The following is a 15,429-nucleotide window of genomic DNA, read 5'->3' as shown; positions in this document are numbered from 1 at the left end:
TGCGCTAAACGATGCGCGCGTATCGATCCGGACGGTGGATCACAAGATCGATCTCCACCTTTTCTTCTGCGTTGGCGACGGGCACCAGGCAGTCCAACCGAAAATTCAGGTTCAATGGCTGCAATGCGTCGGGGCGCGCATGCACCCCGATCACCTTGACCCTGGGTTCAAACGCGGCCACCGACTGACGGATGTCCTGACTTACTTGCACCAGTAAATCGGCGCTGCCGATCGCGGCGTCGTTGAAGTCCTGCAAGCCCAGCTCGGGACTGCTCTGGGAGCAGCCCCTGCGGCTGTTCAGAATGAGTTCAAGATGCCGCTTGATGGCATGGATGCGTGCGACCGCGAGGTCCCGGCGCGACCGGGAGCGCCGGGGCAGCGCGTCCGGCTCGAGCCGCTCGAACAAACTGCCCTGCCCGGGCGATCTGGGCATCTCCCGTTATTCCTTGTCCAGGCGTCCCACCAGCGACAGCTCGAAGTTGGCGCCCATGTACTTGAAGTGCGGACGCACGGCGAGCGAAACCTGATACCAGCCGGGATTGCCGGCCACGTCCTGGACCTGGACCTGGGCAGCGCGCAAGGGGCGGCGGCTGCGGACATCGGACGAGGGGCTTTCCTGGTCCGCGATGTACTGTTTGAGCCAGCCATTGAGCTCGCGCTCCAGATCCTGGCGCTCCTTCCAGCTCCCGATCTGTTCACGCTGCAGCACCTTGATGTAGTGCGCCAGGCGGTTGATGATGAACATGTAGGGCAACTGCGTGCCCAGCTTGTAATTGGTCTGCGCGGCCTGGCCTTCGGGCGTCTTCTGGAACAGCTTGGGCTTCTGCACCGAATTGGCGGAGAAGAATGCCGCGTTGTCGCTGTCCTTGCGCATCGTCAGGGGGATGAAGCCCTCTTCGGCCAGCTCGAATTCCTTGCGGTCGGAGACCAGCACTTCGGTGGGGATCTTGGCCTGGAGCTGGCCCAGGGATTCATACAGGTGCACCGGCAGGTCGTCGACGCTGCCGCCCGACTGCGGCCCGATAATGTTCGGGCACCAGCGATATTTGGCAAAGCTCTCGGTGATGCGGCTGGCCAGCAGATAGGACGTGTTGCCCCACAGATAATTCTCGTGGTCGCCGGCTATCGTCTCGCGGTAGACAAAGCTGCGGGCCGGGTTCTCGAGCGGATCGTAGGGCTGGCGCAGCAGAAAGCGCGGCATCGTCAACCCCAGGTAGCGGGCATCCTCCGATTCGCGCAGGCCGCGCCATTTGGCAAAGCGCGGGCCCTCGAAAATGTCCTTCACCTCCTTCAGGTTGGGCAGATCCTGAAAACTCTTGATATTCAGGAACTCCGGACCCGCCGCCGCCAGGAACGGGGCATGCGACATGGCGCTGACCGAGGCCGCGTAGCTGAGCAGCTTGATGTCCGGCGCGGAAGGACCGAACGTGTAATTGCTGACGATGCTTGCTATCGGTTCGCCGCCGAATTGGCCATAGCCCGCGGTATACACATGCTTGTAGAGGCCGCTGCGGGTAATGTCGCCGCAGCTTTCAAAATCCTCGAGCATTTCGTCTTTCGTGACGTGCAGGATTTCGATCTTGATGTTTTCGCGAAAATCCGTGCGATCCACCAGCAATTTCAATCCGCGCCATGCGGATTCAAGATCCTGCAGCGGCTTTTGGTGGAGGATCGCATCCATTTGATAACCGATCTTCCGGTCGATCTCCGCGATCATCTGGTCGACCAGTTGCTTATTGACCTGCTGCTCGCGTTCCTGGCTCTTCAGGATTTCGCCAATAAACGCGGCAACACCGCGCTCGGCGACGGCATATCCTTCGTGACTGGGTTCAATGCGAGTTTGCGCCATGATCTGCTCCAGCAGGCCATGGGTTTGCTTCACTTCCTGTGCAACGCTAGCTTGAGCCTTCATGCTCTTGTCCTTTTAAACCGATGGGGCGAAGGGAAAAACAAAGCCGGACTCAGGAAGCCGACGTTTCCAATACCAGATTCAGTTCCTTGGCCAGCGCGCTGCGCGCCTTCTCGTCGGCCAGCAACGTCTGAAGCTGCTTGCGAAACGCCGGCACATTACCCAACGGGCCCTTCAGCGCAACCAGCGCCTCACGCAATTCCAGCAACTTGTTCAGTTCCGGTACCTGGCGGGCGATCGCGTCCGGAGAGAAATCCTTGATCGCCTTGAACTGCAGGCCGACACTGAGCGTGTCCTCTTCCTGCCCTTCGCTCAGGCGCGACGGCACTTGCATCGCCAAGTGCAGGCCCGCGCCCGACATCACCTCGTCGAAATTGTCCTTGTCGATGCGGACGGTCGGACGCTCCTCGAGCGCCATCTCCTCGCCGTGACCTTTGAAGTCGCCCGTGATGAGCAGCTTCAGCGGCAATTCCATTTCAGCCTGTTGATCGCCAGTCGCCGGCACGTATTTAATGTTGATGCGTTCTTGCGGGGCGACTGACGCCATTTTTTTTGCCATGGGAACTCCTGGTTATAACCACGGGAAAACCAAAGGCTTGGCCTCGGAAAATGGCCAAACTCTTCTTTCAATGTTGACCGATTATTGCGATTCCATCGCCATTGGGTTCTTTCTATTGAAAAAAAGAATACCGTTAATCGCTGTGGGAATATTTGGAAATACTGAAGTTGATTCTCCACAGATAGGCTGAATCGGGGCGATCCTACGGTCTACGGTCATATACGGTAAATAAGAAAAATTCGAAAAATTAAGGCTTGTTTATTTTCAAAATAATCGCCTATCCTCCTCACTTATTTTCAAACTGGTCTTATGTTCCAGTGAAAAGAAAAGTGTTCTCTTGGTGGGCTGTCAGTGCGACCAATAATCAAATGTTCCCCACATCATTGGACGAGTGAAATCAATGATCAGAATTGATTTGCCGGCGGTTATTCAACGCTTGAACCCCATCTGCCGTCAGGCGTTGGAGGAAGCCGCTAGCCTCTGCATAAGCCAACGCGGTTCCGAAGTAACCGTGGCGCTGGTGATTTTCAAATTGCTGGACCAGCCGCTCAGCGACGCCCGGCTGCTTATCAAACAGGCAGGGCTGGATGTCGATGCAGTGCGCCAGGCCTTGTCCAGCGAGGCGCCGTTCCAGGAGGAGAACCCTGGGCAGTACCCCACGTTTTCCCCGTTGCTGATCGAACTCCTGCAAGAGGCCTGGTTGCTCGGATCGCTTGAAATGGGCTTTCAGAATCTGCGGGGCGGCTGCCTGCTTCTGGCGGCGCTGCTCAATCCGGCCCGCTATCTGCCGCTGGCCGCGGTAACGCTGTTCGACGGCATCAACCGCGAAGCGCTGCGCAAGAACTTCGCGGCCTTGCTGTCGGATTCGTCGGAAGCGCCTGGGTCATCCGAGCCCACGCCCGGCTTGCAGCCTTCCGGCGGCGAGACGGCGTTGGCCAAGTATGGCCATGACTTCACCGCGCAGGCTCGCGCGGGCCGCATAGACCCGGTGCTCTGCCGGGATGCGGAAATCGACTTGATGATCGACATCCTGTCGCGCCGCAGAAAAAACAACCCCATCGTGGTGGGCGACGCCGGCGTGGGTAAAAGCGCCGTGGTCGAAGGCCTGGCGCTGCGCATCGTGCAGGAACGTGTTCCCGAGCCTTTGCTACAGGTGGCCTTGTGGGGACTGGACCTGGGCGCGCTGCAAGCTGGCGCCTCGGTCAAAGGCGAATTCGAAAAGCGTCTGAAATCGGTCATCGACGAGGTCAAGGCGTCCGCGCAACCGATCATCCTGTTCATTGACGAGGCCCATACGCTGATCGGCGCCGGCAATGCGGCCGGCGGCAGCGACGCGGCCAATCTGCTCAAACCCGCCCTGGCGCGCGGCGAATTGCGCACCATAGCCGCCACCACGTGGTCCGAGTACAAAAAGTACTTTGAAAAGGACCCGGCGCTTGCGCGGCGTTTCCAACTGGTCAAGCTGGATGAGCCCAGCCAGGAACAGGCCGTTCATATCCTGCGCGGGCTGCGCCAGATCTATGAACAGGCGCATCGCGTTTATATCGGAGACGACGCGCTACAGGCGGCGGCGGCGCTTTCCGCGCGCTACCTGTCCGGGCGCCAATTGCCGGACAAGGCGATCGACGTGCTGGACACGGCCTGCGCGCGTGTCGCGACCGCCCTGGCGGCGCCGCCCAGACGCGTGGGCGCCCTGGAGCAGGAACGGATTCAGATCGATGCGGAAATCGCGTTGCTGCGGCGCGATGCCCGGGCAGGCAGAAAAGCCAATCCGGGCCGCCTGGCAACCCTGGAAATCGCGGGCCAGGACGTGCTGCGGCAGATCGACCATCTGCGGCAGGCCTGGACCCAGCAGAAGAGCCTGATCGATGAGATCCTGGCGCTACGGGGGCAGCAGGGCGAGGACGATGACGTGGGCCGCGACGACGCGCTGGCCGCGAAGGTCGCGCAATTGACCGAACTTCAACGCGGTGGCGCCTTGTTGCACGCCGATGTCGGCCATGAACAGATCGCCCAGGTGATCGCGGATTGGACCGGCATTCCGGCCACCACCATCAACCGCAACCAGATGGAGCGCTTGGCTCAATTGCCGGCTCTGTTGCAGGAACGGGTCAAGGGGCAGAGCGTGGCGATCGAACGCGTGCACAAGCACCTGCTCACCGCCATGGCCGATCTGCGCCGGCCAGGCACGCCGCTTGGCGCATTTCTGCTTGTCGGCCCTAGCGGCGTGGGCAAGACCGAGACTGCGCTGGCGCTGGCCGACGCCATGTTCGGCGGCAAGAATTTCCTGACGACCATCAATATGTCGGAGTTCCAGGAAAAGCACACCGTGTCCCGTCTGCTGGGTGCGCCGCCCGGTTATGTCGGTTATGGAGAAGGCGGCGTACTGACCGAAGCGATCCGAAAACAGCCTTATTCCGTGGTGCTGCTCGATGAGGTGGAAAAGGCCCACCCGCAAGTGTTGAATATCTTCTATCAGGCCTTCGACAAGGGCGAACTCGCCGATGGCGAGGGACGCCAGATCGATTGCAAGAACATCCTGTTCTTCCTGACCTCGAACCTGGGTTTCGACCGGCAGGACGGCGCCTTGACGGACTTGTCCGAAGCGGCGCTGCGCCAGCGGCTCATGGAGTTCTTCAAGCCCGCGCTGCTGGCGCGCATGCAATTGATCCCGTACCGCTATCTGGACGAGGCTGTACTGGGTGAGATCATCGATGGCCGGCTGCAGCGTCTGCAGCACCAATTCGGTTCGCGTTATGGCGCGGTGCTGCACGTGGACGCCGATGCGCGCGACGAACTGCGCGGCCGTTGCAGCCGCCACGAGAACGGCGCGCGTCTGCTGGATGCGAGCATCGATGGAGAGCTGCTGCCGCCCTTGTCCCTGGCGGTCCTTCAACGTCTGGCCAGCGGCACGCCCTTTGGCGCCGCGCGTCTGCAGTGGCGCGACGGCGCGTTCGCCGCCGCGCTGGAATAGGGCGATGCCGGTGAACGCGCTTGAAGTGGCAGGCATTGCGCGAGATCTGGCGCTGGCCCCGGGCCCCGGCGCGCTGGCTGCCGCGTTTCTCATGGCGGCAACGCGCTATCCCGGCCTGCACCACGCTTGTCTGTATGGACGTGATGCCGCGGGCGACAAGCTGTTGCCTTTGGCCAGCGTGCCGCTCCCGGTGGACCGGTTGCCGGCGATCAGCATGGACGCGCTCGACGATCCCCTGGTCTACAGCCTGACCGGAGGGAAGTCCTGCTACATCGAACGCCTGTCCGGGGTGGTTGGCGTGGGCGCGGGATTCGAACGCCTGGCCGAATGCCTCGGGCCGCGGAATGCGCTGGTGGCCGTGCCGCAGCGGGACAACCGCCAGCAGGCGCTTTCCGTGCTGGTGTTGGCGGGCGACGCGCAGCCCTTGCGTGGCTGGCTGGACGATCCCCTATGGAAGATGCTCGTCCAGATCCACGAGTGCCTGTCCGCGCGATTGCACGAGCAGATGAGCGCGACGGAAAGCGCGCGGTATCAGCGCAGCGTCCGTCAACCGCAGGAAGAACGCAGGAGCGTGCGCGCGGCTCGTTTGCTGGCGGCCGAATTCATTGGGGTCAGCGAGGCGGCAGGGCGCATTCGGGAAGACATGCTTCGCATCGCGGACTCCTCGCTGGCGGTGCTGCTCACCGGCGAGACGGGGACCGGGAAGGACCACGCCGCCTGGCTGATCCATCAGGCCTCGCCGCGCGGCGGCAAGTTTGTTCCCGTGAACTGCGCGGCCATTCCCAAGGATCTGATCGAGGCGGAGCTGTTCGGCAATGTCCGCGGCGCCTACACCGGGGCAACCCAGGCGCGCACCGGCCTGGTTGCCGAGGCCGATGGCGGCACCCTGTTCCTGGATGAGATCGGCGACATGCCGCTTGCGCTGCAAGCTACCTTGTTGCGGCTGCTCAACGAAAAGAAATACCGCCCGCTGGGCGCCTCGCGCGAACTGGCATCGGACTTTCGTTTGATCTGCGCAACCCATCGGCCGCTGCCGCAATTGATACGCGAAGGCTGCTTCAGGGAAGACCTGTATTTCCGGATACGGCAGCAGACCTTGCAGTTGCCCGCGCTACGGGAGCGGACCGACGATATTCCCGTGCTCGCGGCGCACGTCATCCTGCAGCACAACCGGGAGCGCCAGACCCATGTGGCAGGCATAGACCCCGATGCCCTGGCGATGCTGGAACGCCATCCCCTGCCCGGAAACGTGCGGGAACTGCGCAGCCTGTTGCTGGTCGCGGCCGAAAGGACCGCGCGGGGCAGGTGCATCGGCGCGCAAGCCCTGCGGGAATTGCCGGAAGACACGATGGCCGCCGGCGCGCCGGGCAGCCTTGATCCGCATCTGCATGGCCTGCTTCAAACGGACAACCTGCCTCAAGCGCTCGACCTGTTCGAGCGTCTGCTGATCACGGCGCGTCTGAAAGCGCTGGACGGGTCGCGCAGCCGTGCTGCGCAAAGTCTCGGCATTCCGAAGCGCACGCTGGCGCGCCGATGCCAGACCTGGAATCTGGACCGCGAGGACTCCTTTCAATGAAATCATTTTGCACACTGCTGCCGCTGTTGCTGGCCGCCTTCACCTGTCACACCGGGCACGCCTCCGGCCACGCCAGCGGCGGCGATTGCACGGCGATCGTCTCCGACTTGGAGCGTCTGGGCTGCTTTGACGCGGCCGCCGGCACGCCGCCTTCGCCCACGTTGACCGCGCCGGCCGCCGGCCTGCCCGCACAGGCGGCTGCCGCGGGAACCGCGCCGGGCGTGACCGAACTGGTCCGGCTCAATGAAGTGGGGCGCCAGGAGAGAAACGTTGCGTTCCTGATCTCCCGGTCTGCCGACCGGCAACCGGGACAGACGCAGGTCGTGATCTCGGCGCCGGCGCTGGACGGCGCGGCCCGGCCGAACTACCTCGCGATCAGCTGCGTTTCGAATATCTCCCGCCTGCAATTGCTGCTGCATCGCTCCGCGGACCGGAATCAGATGCGCATCCGCTTGTACATCGATCACAGAGCGCTGGCGCCCGCCAGTACGTGGCAGGTGGTGGACGAGGGCAATGTGGTCGACGCCGGCCGGGGGCTGGTCGCCATCGACATACTGCGGCAGTTTTCGTCGGGCGGGCGCCTGCGGGTGGAAAGCGACTACGCGCCGGTCAACGGGCTGATGTTCAGCGCGGAAGACCTGCATGGACTTGTGGCGCAACAACGTGAGGCGTGTCACTGGTGATCGACTATCCACCGCTCGAACTGGAAAGGCTGCTGGCGCCGCTGGATGCAATCGACCCGGCGGGCTATTTCGATGAAGAGGACGAGACCTTTCAGGGCATCGACCACGAAATGGTCAAGTTGGGCGGCCTGCAAGAGCCTCGCATGGATTGGGCCTACGTCGACGAGGCGGCGCGCCAGTATCTGGGTAGCCAATGCAAGCACTTCCGCGTCGCCGGACATTTGATCGCAGCCCGCCTGCGCGTCAAGTCCTGGCGCACGTGGGGCGAAGCCGCCGGTGTGCTGGCATGCATGGTGCAGGCGTACTGGGAGACCGGCTATCCCAAGCCGGGTCCGACCGGCTACCTGGGAAAACGCAAGCTCGTTGCCCTGCAGGTCGACCGTCTCTACGAGGGGCTGGCCGACCTGAGCGCGGACGGCGATGCCAAGGAACACCAGGAGGCCGCGCGCCTGGCGCTGGACACGCTCCAGGCCAACGCGGCCGCGGCAAGGCTGGACGTCGCCATGCTGAACCGGCTGGAGGCGCAGTTCTCTCGCCGCGTCGAACAAGCCCGCTACCCGGAACCGGCGGCTGCCGCACCCAATCCGGGGCAGCAGGGCGGTCAGGCGATCAGCGAAGCGTTCTTCAGCGTCCCGGGCGACACCTTGAAACTGGGCGACGAGCGCGAAAGCCGGCGTTCTTTGCTGAGCGTCGCGGAGTTCATCAATCAGCAGGATGCCTACGACCCCACCGGCTACCAACTGCGCCGCTTTGCGTTATGGGGCCATCTGCACGCGGCCCCGCCGGCCCGCAAGGAACATCGCACCGAGCTGATGGCGGTGCCCGCCGACATCGTGGAGGGCTACCGCGAGGCGCTGTCGGCCAACACGATCAACCCCGCCTTGCTCCAGCGCGTGGAAAAGAGCGTTGTCGCATCGCCCTATTGGATACGCGGCAGCTTTCTGGCCGCCAGCATCGCCGCGCGCCTCGAAATGAAGGAAGTGGCGGTCGCCATACGGCAGGCCACCGAACGCTTCGTGCGGCGGATTCCCGTCCTGGTGGAACTGCAGTTCAACGACGGCCGGCCGTTCGTCGACAGCGAAACCATGGGTTGGCTGAGTGGCGCGGATTCGCGCAGCGGGGAACAGCACGCTACCCAGGAGTTCGCTGCCCTGCGCAAGGAATTGGTGGAGCAACTGGAAACGGAGGGCGTGGAGGTCGTGCTGCGGCGGCTGCAGGATAGCCAAGGCGGCGCGGCGCCGCCCCGGCAGCGCGGCTATGCCACGGTGATCGCCGCCGACATGCTCGCCGCGCGCGGGCTGTCGTGGCTGGCCGACGACCTGTATGCGTCCGTCGGCAGAGCGATGCGGACCACGCCCGCCAGTCAATGGGAACCGGAGTTGTATGGCCCGTTGAGCAAATACGCGCCTGCGCCCCGCGCCGCGGAAGAAGAACGCTAAAGCTAGAGTTGAAGAGGGAATCACGATGTTGAAGATCTGGGCTTTCATGAAGCGCTTTGGGCTGCCCGTGCTGCGCCAGTTCAAGAGCGCAATGCCAGTGCTGTTGCTGCTGGGCATATTGTTTCTTCTTATTGGGATCTGGTGGCTCGGCCCGCACTGGACCTGGCGCGAACGGCAGCCGCTTGCCGAACTGTCGGCGCGCGTGCTGTCGACGCTGGTCCTGCTGATGGTTCCCATGCTGGTCTGGGCACTCACGCTGCGTCGCCGTAACCGCAACCTGGAGGCCGACCGTGAACAGACGGCAAGGCTGCAGGAGGACCCCGCCCTGCGATTCGTGCAGGCGCAGGAGCGGGCGCTGGACCTGAGCCTGAGCGCCTTGCGCGGCAACCTGAAGGGCCGGAACGGTCTTTACGAGCTTCCCTGGTATCTGGTCCTGGGCCAGGAGAATTCGGGCAAGACCAGCTTCATCAACCGTTCGAATCAGAATTTCTCGCTGACGGGAGAACTGAAGGCGGCCAGCCGGCGCGTATTCGGCGACCCCGATCTTGCGTACACCATCGATTGGTGGATGGGCGACGAAGCCGTGCTGATCGACCCTCCGGGCGAATTGATCAGCCAGATCGAGTCGGTGCCTGAACCCGTTGAAGCGACGGGGCCGGACGCGCCTGCGAACGCGGGGGCGCGCGCGGCCGGCCCCGCCGCGCCGCGCCGCGACCTGCCGCCCGGCACCCATGGCCGCCTGTGGGAAAGCCTGGTCGACTGGCTGGGCCGCAGCCGTAGCCGCCGCCCGCTCAACGGCGTCGTGCTGATGGTTGACATGGTCACCCTGCTGAATCAGAAGGCCAGCGACCGCAAGGCGCTTGCCATTCTGCTGCGTACCCGCCTGAGCGAACTCGGGCGGCAGCTTGGCACGCGTCCGCCGCTCTACGTGGTGCTCAGCAAGTTCGATCTGTTGACTGGCTTCGAACCCTTCTTTGCCCGCCTGCCGCGTTCCGTGCGCGAAGACATCTTCGGGTTCACGTTCACGCTGGACTCCGTGAACAACTATGACGCCTGGCTGGACGAGCTGGCGGGGCGCTATGACGGCTTCATCACGCGTCTGAACGAGCGGGTGTTCGACGCGTTGAGCGACACCAACGTGGTGGAGACGCGCGAGGCGCTGTTTTCACTGGTGAGGCAGTTGGCTGGCATGCGCCCCGTCTTGCTGAGCTTTCTGGCCGATGTCCTGGGCAGCGACCGCTACACCACGCCCGCGCTGCCGCGTGGCGTGTATTTTTCTTCCGTGTATCAGCAAGGCTTGCTGTGCAACGCCTTTATCAATGCCGCGTCGCATTCGTATGGCTTGAGCGAGCCGGTGGCGGACGTGAAGCCCAGCGGGCGCTCCATGGTCTACTTCGCTCAGCGCGTATTCCAGCGGATCATTTATCCCGAAGCCGGCCTTGCCGGCGACAATCTCAAGATCCTCGCCGACAAGCGGCGCGTGCTCCGAGTTGGTTTCGGCGTGGCGGCGCTGGGCTGCCTGGTGCTGGCTGGCGGCTGGTATCACTATTACGGCATCAATCGCGACCTGGTCAACCAGGTGTTGGAGAAGAGCCGGGAATTCAGCGCCAACCGGATCGATGGCCGCGCCGACCCGACCGGCCGCAATCTGCTGGAGCCTCTGGACCAGATCCGCAGCGCGGTCGCCGTCTTCGGCGACTACCGGGATGCCTGGCCCGTGGTTTCGGACCTGGGCCTCTACCAAGGACGGAAGATCGGTCCGAAAGTCGACGAGGCCTACCTGCAGCTCTTGTCCAAGCGGTTTCTTCCGGAGCTGGCCGGCGGCGTGATGAATGCCGTGAACGCGGCGCCTGCGGATAGCGACCAGCAGCTTGCCGCCCTGCGCGTCTATCGAATGATCGAAGACCGTGAGAACCGTCGCGCGCCCATCGTGCAAGACTGGATGAGCAAGCAGTGGCAGAGTGCGTACCCGGGCGATGGCGCCGTGCAGAATGGCCTGATGCGCCATCTTGCGTATGCCATGCAATACGCCGCGACCGACCTTCCGCAATATCGCGAACGCGTGGCGGAAGTCCAGCAGCGGCTGCGGCAGGTGCCGATGCCGCAGCGGGTGTACATGAGCATGCGCGAGCAGGCCGAACGGGCGCTGCAGGCGCCGCTGGACCTGCGCAATGAGGTCGGTCCGGCCTTCGATATCGTGTACGGCGCCGCGGCAGGGCTTCGGAACGCCACGGACAAGCAGGACACCCGCATCGAAGCCCTGCTGACGGCCAAGGGCTTTCGCGGCTACTTCGATCCGCGCAGCAACGACTTCACCGATCTGGCCATGATCGACCAATGGACGCTGGGAGAACGCCAGCGCATCGATTATTCCGAGGCCGACAAGCAGGCCCTGGCCGAGCGGGTTCGCGCCATCTACAGCCGTGACTACATCGACACGTGGCAACGCGGCCTGAATCGACTGGAGGTGGTCGATTTCGAGGACATTTCCCAGGCAGTCAGCGTGCTGGGCAGCGTGACCAGTCCGGCAGCGCCCTTGCGCCGGCTGGTGGAGACGGTGCGCGACAACACCACGTTGCAGCCGGCCGAGGCCGCCGTCGCGGGGACCAAGACAGAGCCCGCGCCGGTGACGCCGGCCACCGCCGCCAAGGCCCAGCAGATCGCCGCCATCTCCCGGCCGTTCGCGCCGCTCACGGGCGTGTTGGTCGGCGCGGACAACAAACCCTCGTATCTGGACGAAAGCATGGCCGCCATCGCGCGGGTCTACGACACCGTGAAGAGCGTCCAGGACAGCCCTGAGCCCGGCAAGGCCGCCTTGACCATCGTGCTGGACCGCTTTGCGCTGAAGGGAACGGATCCTATCGGCAACCTGCAGCGCATGGCCGCCGGCATGCCCGAGCCGCTGAACACGCAGGTCAAGAAGCTTGCTGACGAATCGTCCCAGGTGTTGCTGATTGAAGCGCTGAAGGAACTGGAGCGCCGCTGGAACACCGAGGTCTACCGCTACTACGACGAACGGCTTGCCAATCGCTACCCGTTCAATCCGGCGGGGCGGGTCGACGCGTCTCTGGAGGACTTCACCGTCATGTTCGGGCCGCAAGGCCGGTTGGCGCAGTTCAAGGAGCAATACCTGAAGCTGTTCCTGGAGGACAACCTGGAGGCCTTGTATTCCCAGCGGCGCGGCGGCTATCTGGTGCGCATGGACGTCCTGAAGCAGCTTGAAGCGGCGGACCGGATCCGGGACGCGTTCTTCAACAGCCGGGGAGCGCTGGGCGTTCAATTCAGCGTCGAGCCCCTGGGCCTGACGCCGACACGGCGCAGCAGCGTATTGAGCGTCGAGGGGCAACTGATCTCTTATAGCCATGGCGCGTCCAACAGTGTGGGGCTGATCTGGCCCAACAGCCTGGCCGCCAACACAGAGAGCCGCATCACGCTGGTCAACGGCAGCGGAACCAGCAGCAGCCTGGTTTACCGGGGTTCGTGGTCCATGTTCCGCCTGCTTAGCCAGGCGCGGCTCGACAGCGCCACGACCAATGCGGTGGATCTCAGCTTTGCCGCCAACGACGGCGCGATGCGCTACCGGATCGTGGCTGAAAAATCCAACAACCCGTTCACGCAAGCCATATTTGACGGCTTTGCGCTGCCGCGCACGTTGCTCATGGACCCTCCAGCCAAACCCGGGGCCGTCCCGCCGGTCCCGCCGCCTGCCAAGGTGGCCAAGGGCAAGCCGGTGTCAGGACGTTGAGTTGAAACGGCTTGAGTCGTTTACGCAATTCAAGCCGGGACTTGTGATCGGTGAGTTGCGTCAGGTCTGGACCGTTTCTTGTTCATATACGCGCTGAACGCCCCTAAGGCGTTCAGCTTGCTCAGGATGCCGTTATGCCCCGTTTATCCGATGTGCGGTTTACCTTTTCCCCGTCCGCCACAGGAGTGGACTTCGAGGTGCTCGAATTCACGCTCGATGAAGCTTTGTCCGAGACCTTCCTTCTGCGCGTGGAGTTATCGAGCTTCGATCCGGCGGTGGATTTTGGCGCGATGCTGGATCAACCGGCGTTGTTCACGATCTGGCGCGGGGATATGCCTGTGCGACATGTCCATGGCGTGGTTTCCAGCTTCGAGCAGGGCGACACCGGCTTCAGAAGAACGCGCTACCAGGCCGTGGTGGAACCCGCGTTGGCGCGCGCTGAGTTGTGCTCGGACTGGCGCATCTTCCAGCAGCAGTCCGTGCCCGAGATCCTCGAGCAGATCATCAAGTCGCACGGCATCACGGACTACGAACAGGTCACGACCAACCCGCACCTGCCGCGCGAGTATTGCGTGCAGGCTGGAGAAACCGATCTGGCGTTTCTGGCCCGCCTGGCGGCCGAAGAGGGGTTCTTCYACCGCTWTGCGCACACKGACAARGGCCATCGGCTGATCCACGGCGACCGGATCTATGTSCAYGGSSMGATCGAAGGCGGGCCCGTGGAATACAACCCGTCGCCCGGCGGCGACCAGCCGGCGCCCGCGCTGCGCCGGTTCACCTACGCCGAACAGGTGCGCACGGCGCGCCAGACGCAGCGCGACTACACCTATACACACCCACAATACGACCAGGAGCATTCACCGGTCGCGACGGACCTGGATCATCAGGGTGAGCGCTACGAGCGCTATGACTACCCCGGACGTTACAAGGTCGACGAAGCGGGCAAGCCGTTCACGCAGAGCCGTTTGCTGGGACTGCGCCGCGACGCCCGCATGGCGCGAGTGGAAGGCGACGACGCGCGCCTCGTTCCCGGCGTGGCCTTCGACCTGACGGGCCATCCCCGCGAGGACTGGAACCACGGCTGGCGCCCTGTGCGCATGCGGCACCACGGCGTGCAGCACACGAGCCAGCAAGAGGAAGCGGCCGATGCCTCGCAGGGCACGCAATACCGCTACACCGCCGACATCGTGCCCGACCACATGGACTGGAAGCCGGAACCCGCCGCCAAGCCGCGCATCGACGGCCCGCAGATCGCTTCAGTCGTGGGCCCGGCCAATGAAGAGATCTATTGCGACGAGTACGGGCGCGTAAAGGTCCAGTTTCCGTGGGACCGCCTGGGCAAGCACGACGAACACAGCTCGTGCTGGATCCGCGTGTCGCAGAACTGGGCGGGCGCGGCCTGGGGCCANAAAGGTCCAGTTTCCGTGGGACCGCCTGGGCAAGCACGACGAACACAGCTCGTGCTGGATCCGCGTGTCGCAGAACTGGGCGGGCGCGGCCTGGGGCCAYATGGCGATCCCGCGCATCGGGCAGGAAGTGATCGTCAATTTCCTGGACGGCGATTGCGACCAGCCGATCATTTCCGGAAGAACGTACCGGGCGACGAACCTGCCGCCGTATGCACTGCCCAAGCACAACATCCTCAACACCGTCAAGACCAAGGAGCAYAAGGGCAGCCGCGCCAACGAGCTGCGGCTGGACGACACCTCCGGCCAGATCAGCGCGGCGCTGATGAGCGACCACGCGGCCACGGCGTTGAATATCGGCTATCTCACGCATYCGAGACCCTCGGGCGGCGTGCCGCGCGGTGAGGGCTTCGAACTGAGAACGGACGCGCATGGGGTGTTGCGCGCCGGTGGCGGMATGCTGCTCACCACCGAGATGCGCGCCAACGCCAGCGAACATCACAAGGATCTGCCTGAGACGGCAGAGCGCCTGTCCGTGGCGCGCGAGCAGCAGGACACCTTTGCCAGCATGGCGCGCGAACTGTTGGCGCAAGAGGCGGGAGATCAGGACGAGGTCGCGCGGTCCTTGCAGACGCAGCACCAGGATATCCAAGGCCAAGGGGCCGCCAACCCGCAGTCCAATCAATACCCGGAACTCRGCGCACCACATCTGGTGCTGGCCAGYCCCGTCGGAATCGCCGCCAGCACGCCGGGATCCACCCATATCGCAAGCGGGGARCACGTYGCGCTTTCCAGCACCGSCCACACCAGTGTTTCCGCCGGCAAGCGCCTGTTGGCCAGCGCCAGCCGAGGCATGCGTTTCTTTGTRCAGAGCATGGGATACCGCTTGATTGCGGCAGGCGGGGATATCGACATCAAGGCACTCAAGGACAGCATCAACGTGCTGGCCAAGCTGAACGTGACGGTCAGCGCCACCCGGATCACGATCAGCGCGAAGGAAGAACTCGTGATCAACGCCGGAGGCAGCGGCACCACCTACAACGCGGGCGGCATCACGCATGCGACCAGCGGTCCTTACAAGGTGCATTCGGCCGACGTGAACTACACCGGGCCCAAGAGTCAGGCGGGCGCGTTTCCG

Annotated in this window: 9 protein-coding genes and 1 pseudogene; 7 read left to right on the top strand and 3 right to left on the bottom strand. The window is 63.7% G+C overall.

Translation table 11 applies throughout. From position 1 onward, the window contains the following. Nucleotides 1-4 precede the first annotated feature (4 nt). From tssE to tssB, 3 genes are read right to left on the bottom strand one after another with little or no spacing between them, the layout of a single operon-like run. Nucleotides 5-433, bottom strand: coding sequence for a type VI secretion system baseplate subunit TssE (tssE, locus tag ASE30_RS26430; protein WP_057287254.1), 429 nt, complete (start codon nucleotides 431-433; stop codon nucleotides 5-7). 6 nt (nucleotides 434-439) lie between these two features. Then, entirely contained in the window at nucleotides 440-1,912 is a 1,473-nt protein-coding gene (gene tssC / locus ASE30_RS26425; RefSeq protein WP_057287253.1) for a type VI secretion system contractile sheath large subunit, read from the bottom strand. A gap of 49 nt (nucleotides 1,913-1,961) precedes the next feature. Then, on the bottom strand, nucleotides 1,962-2,468 hold the full coding sequence (tssB, locus tag ASE30_RS26420) for a type VI secretion system contractile sheath small subunit (protein ID WP_057287252.1): 507 nt from the start codon (nucleotides 2,466-2,468) through the stop codon (nucleotides 1,962-1,964). Nucleotides 2,469-2,868: 400 nt separating this feature from the next. Between tssB and tssH the strand changes: the two genes are divergently transcribed. The 7 genes and pseudogenes from tssH to ASE30_RS29705 all read left to right on the top strand — a co-directional run. Beyond that, complete coding sequence (gene tssH / locus ASE30_RS26415; RefSeq protein ID WP_057287251.1) at nucleotides 2,869-5,442, top strand: type VI secretion system ATPase TssH; 2,574 nt, start codon at nucleotides 2,869-2,871, stop codon at nucleotides 5,440-5,442. Between the two features lie 4 nt (nucleotides 5,443-5,446). Next, a complete protein-coding gene (locus tag ASE30_RS26410; protein ID WP_057287250.1) occupies nucleotides 5,447-7,018 on the top strand; it encodes a sigma 54-interacting transcriptional regulator in 1,572 nt (523 codons plus the stop codon). Beyond that, nucleotides 7,015-7,701 (top strand): type VI secretion system-associated protein VasI, encoded by a 687-nt coding sequence (gene vasI / locus ASE30_RS26405; protein ID WP_082601753.1) that lies wholly within the window; start codon nucleotides 7,015-7,017, stop codon nucleotides 7,699-7,701. Before ASE30_RS26410 ends, vasI begins: the two co-directional genes overlap by 4 nt. After that, nucleotides 7,698-9,140, top strand: a complete 1,443-nt coding sequence (gene tssA / locus ASE30_RS26400; protein WP_200964488.1) for a type VI secretion system protein TssA — start codon at nucleotides 7,698-7,700, stop codon at nucleotides 9,138-9,140. Before vasI ends, tssA begins: the two co-directional genes overlap by 4 nt. A 25-nt stretch (nucleotides 9,141-9,165) precedes the next feature. After that, nucleotides 9,166-12,885, top strand: a complete 3,720-nt coding sequence (gene tssM / locus ASE30_RS26395) for a type VI secretion system membrane subunit TssM (RefSeq protein ID WP_057287248.1) — start codon at nucleotides 9,166-9,168, stop codon at nucleotides 12,883-12,885. Nucleotides 12,886-13,019: 134 nt separating this feature from the next. Then, nucleotides 13,020-14,293: pseudogene (tssI, locus tag ASE30_RS26390) on the top strand (type VI secretion system tip protein TssI/VgrG); the annotation flags it as partial. A gap of 65 nt (nucleotides 14,294-14,358) precedes the next feature. Further along, on the top strand, nucleotides 14,359-15,429 hold a 1,071-nt coding region (locus ASE30_RS29705; RefSeq protein ID WP_369819386.1), incomplete at its 3' end, for a DUF2345 domain-containing protein.

It is taken from the genome of Achromobacter sp. Root83 (assembly GCF_001428845.1).
Lineage (GTDB): Bacteria > Pseudomonadota > Gammaproteobacteria > Burkholderiales > Burkholderiaceae_B > Achromobacter.
This window is presented reverse-complemented; position numbering and strand designations above follow the sequence as displayed.

Bases quoted from the DNA above. Each gene is read 5' to 3' on its own strand.
- tssM (WP_057287248.1), top strand. From the start codon at position 9,166: ATGTTGAAGATCTGGGCTTTCATGAAGCGCTTTGGGCTGCCCGTGCTG.
- vasI (WP_082601753.1), top strand. From the start codon at position 7,015: ATGAAATCATTTTGCACACTGCTGCCGCTGTTGCTGGCCGCCTTCACC.
- ASE30_RS26410 (WP_057287250.1), top strand. From the start codon at position 5,447: ATGCCGGTGAACGCGCTTGAAGTGGCAGGCATTGCGCGAGATCTGGCG.
- tssE (WP_057287254.1), bottom strand. From the start codon at position 433: ATGCCCAGATCGCCCGGGCAGGGCAGTTTGTTCGAGCGGCTCGAGCCG.
- tssB (WP_057287252.1), bottom strand. From the start codon at position 2,468: ATGGCAAAAAAAATGGCGTCAGTCGCCCCGCAAGAACGCATCAACATT.
- tssC (WP_057287253.1), bottom strand. From the start codon at position 1,912: ATGAAGGCTCAAGCTAGCGTTGCACAGGAAGTGAAGCAAACCCATGGC.
- tssH (WP_057287251.1), top strand. From the start codon at position 2,869: ATGATCAGAATTGATTTGCCGGCGGTTATTCAACGCTTGAACCCCATC.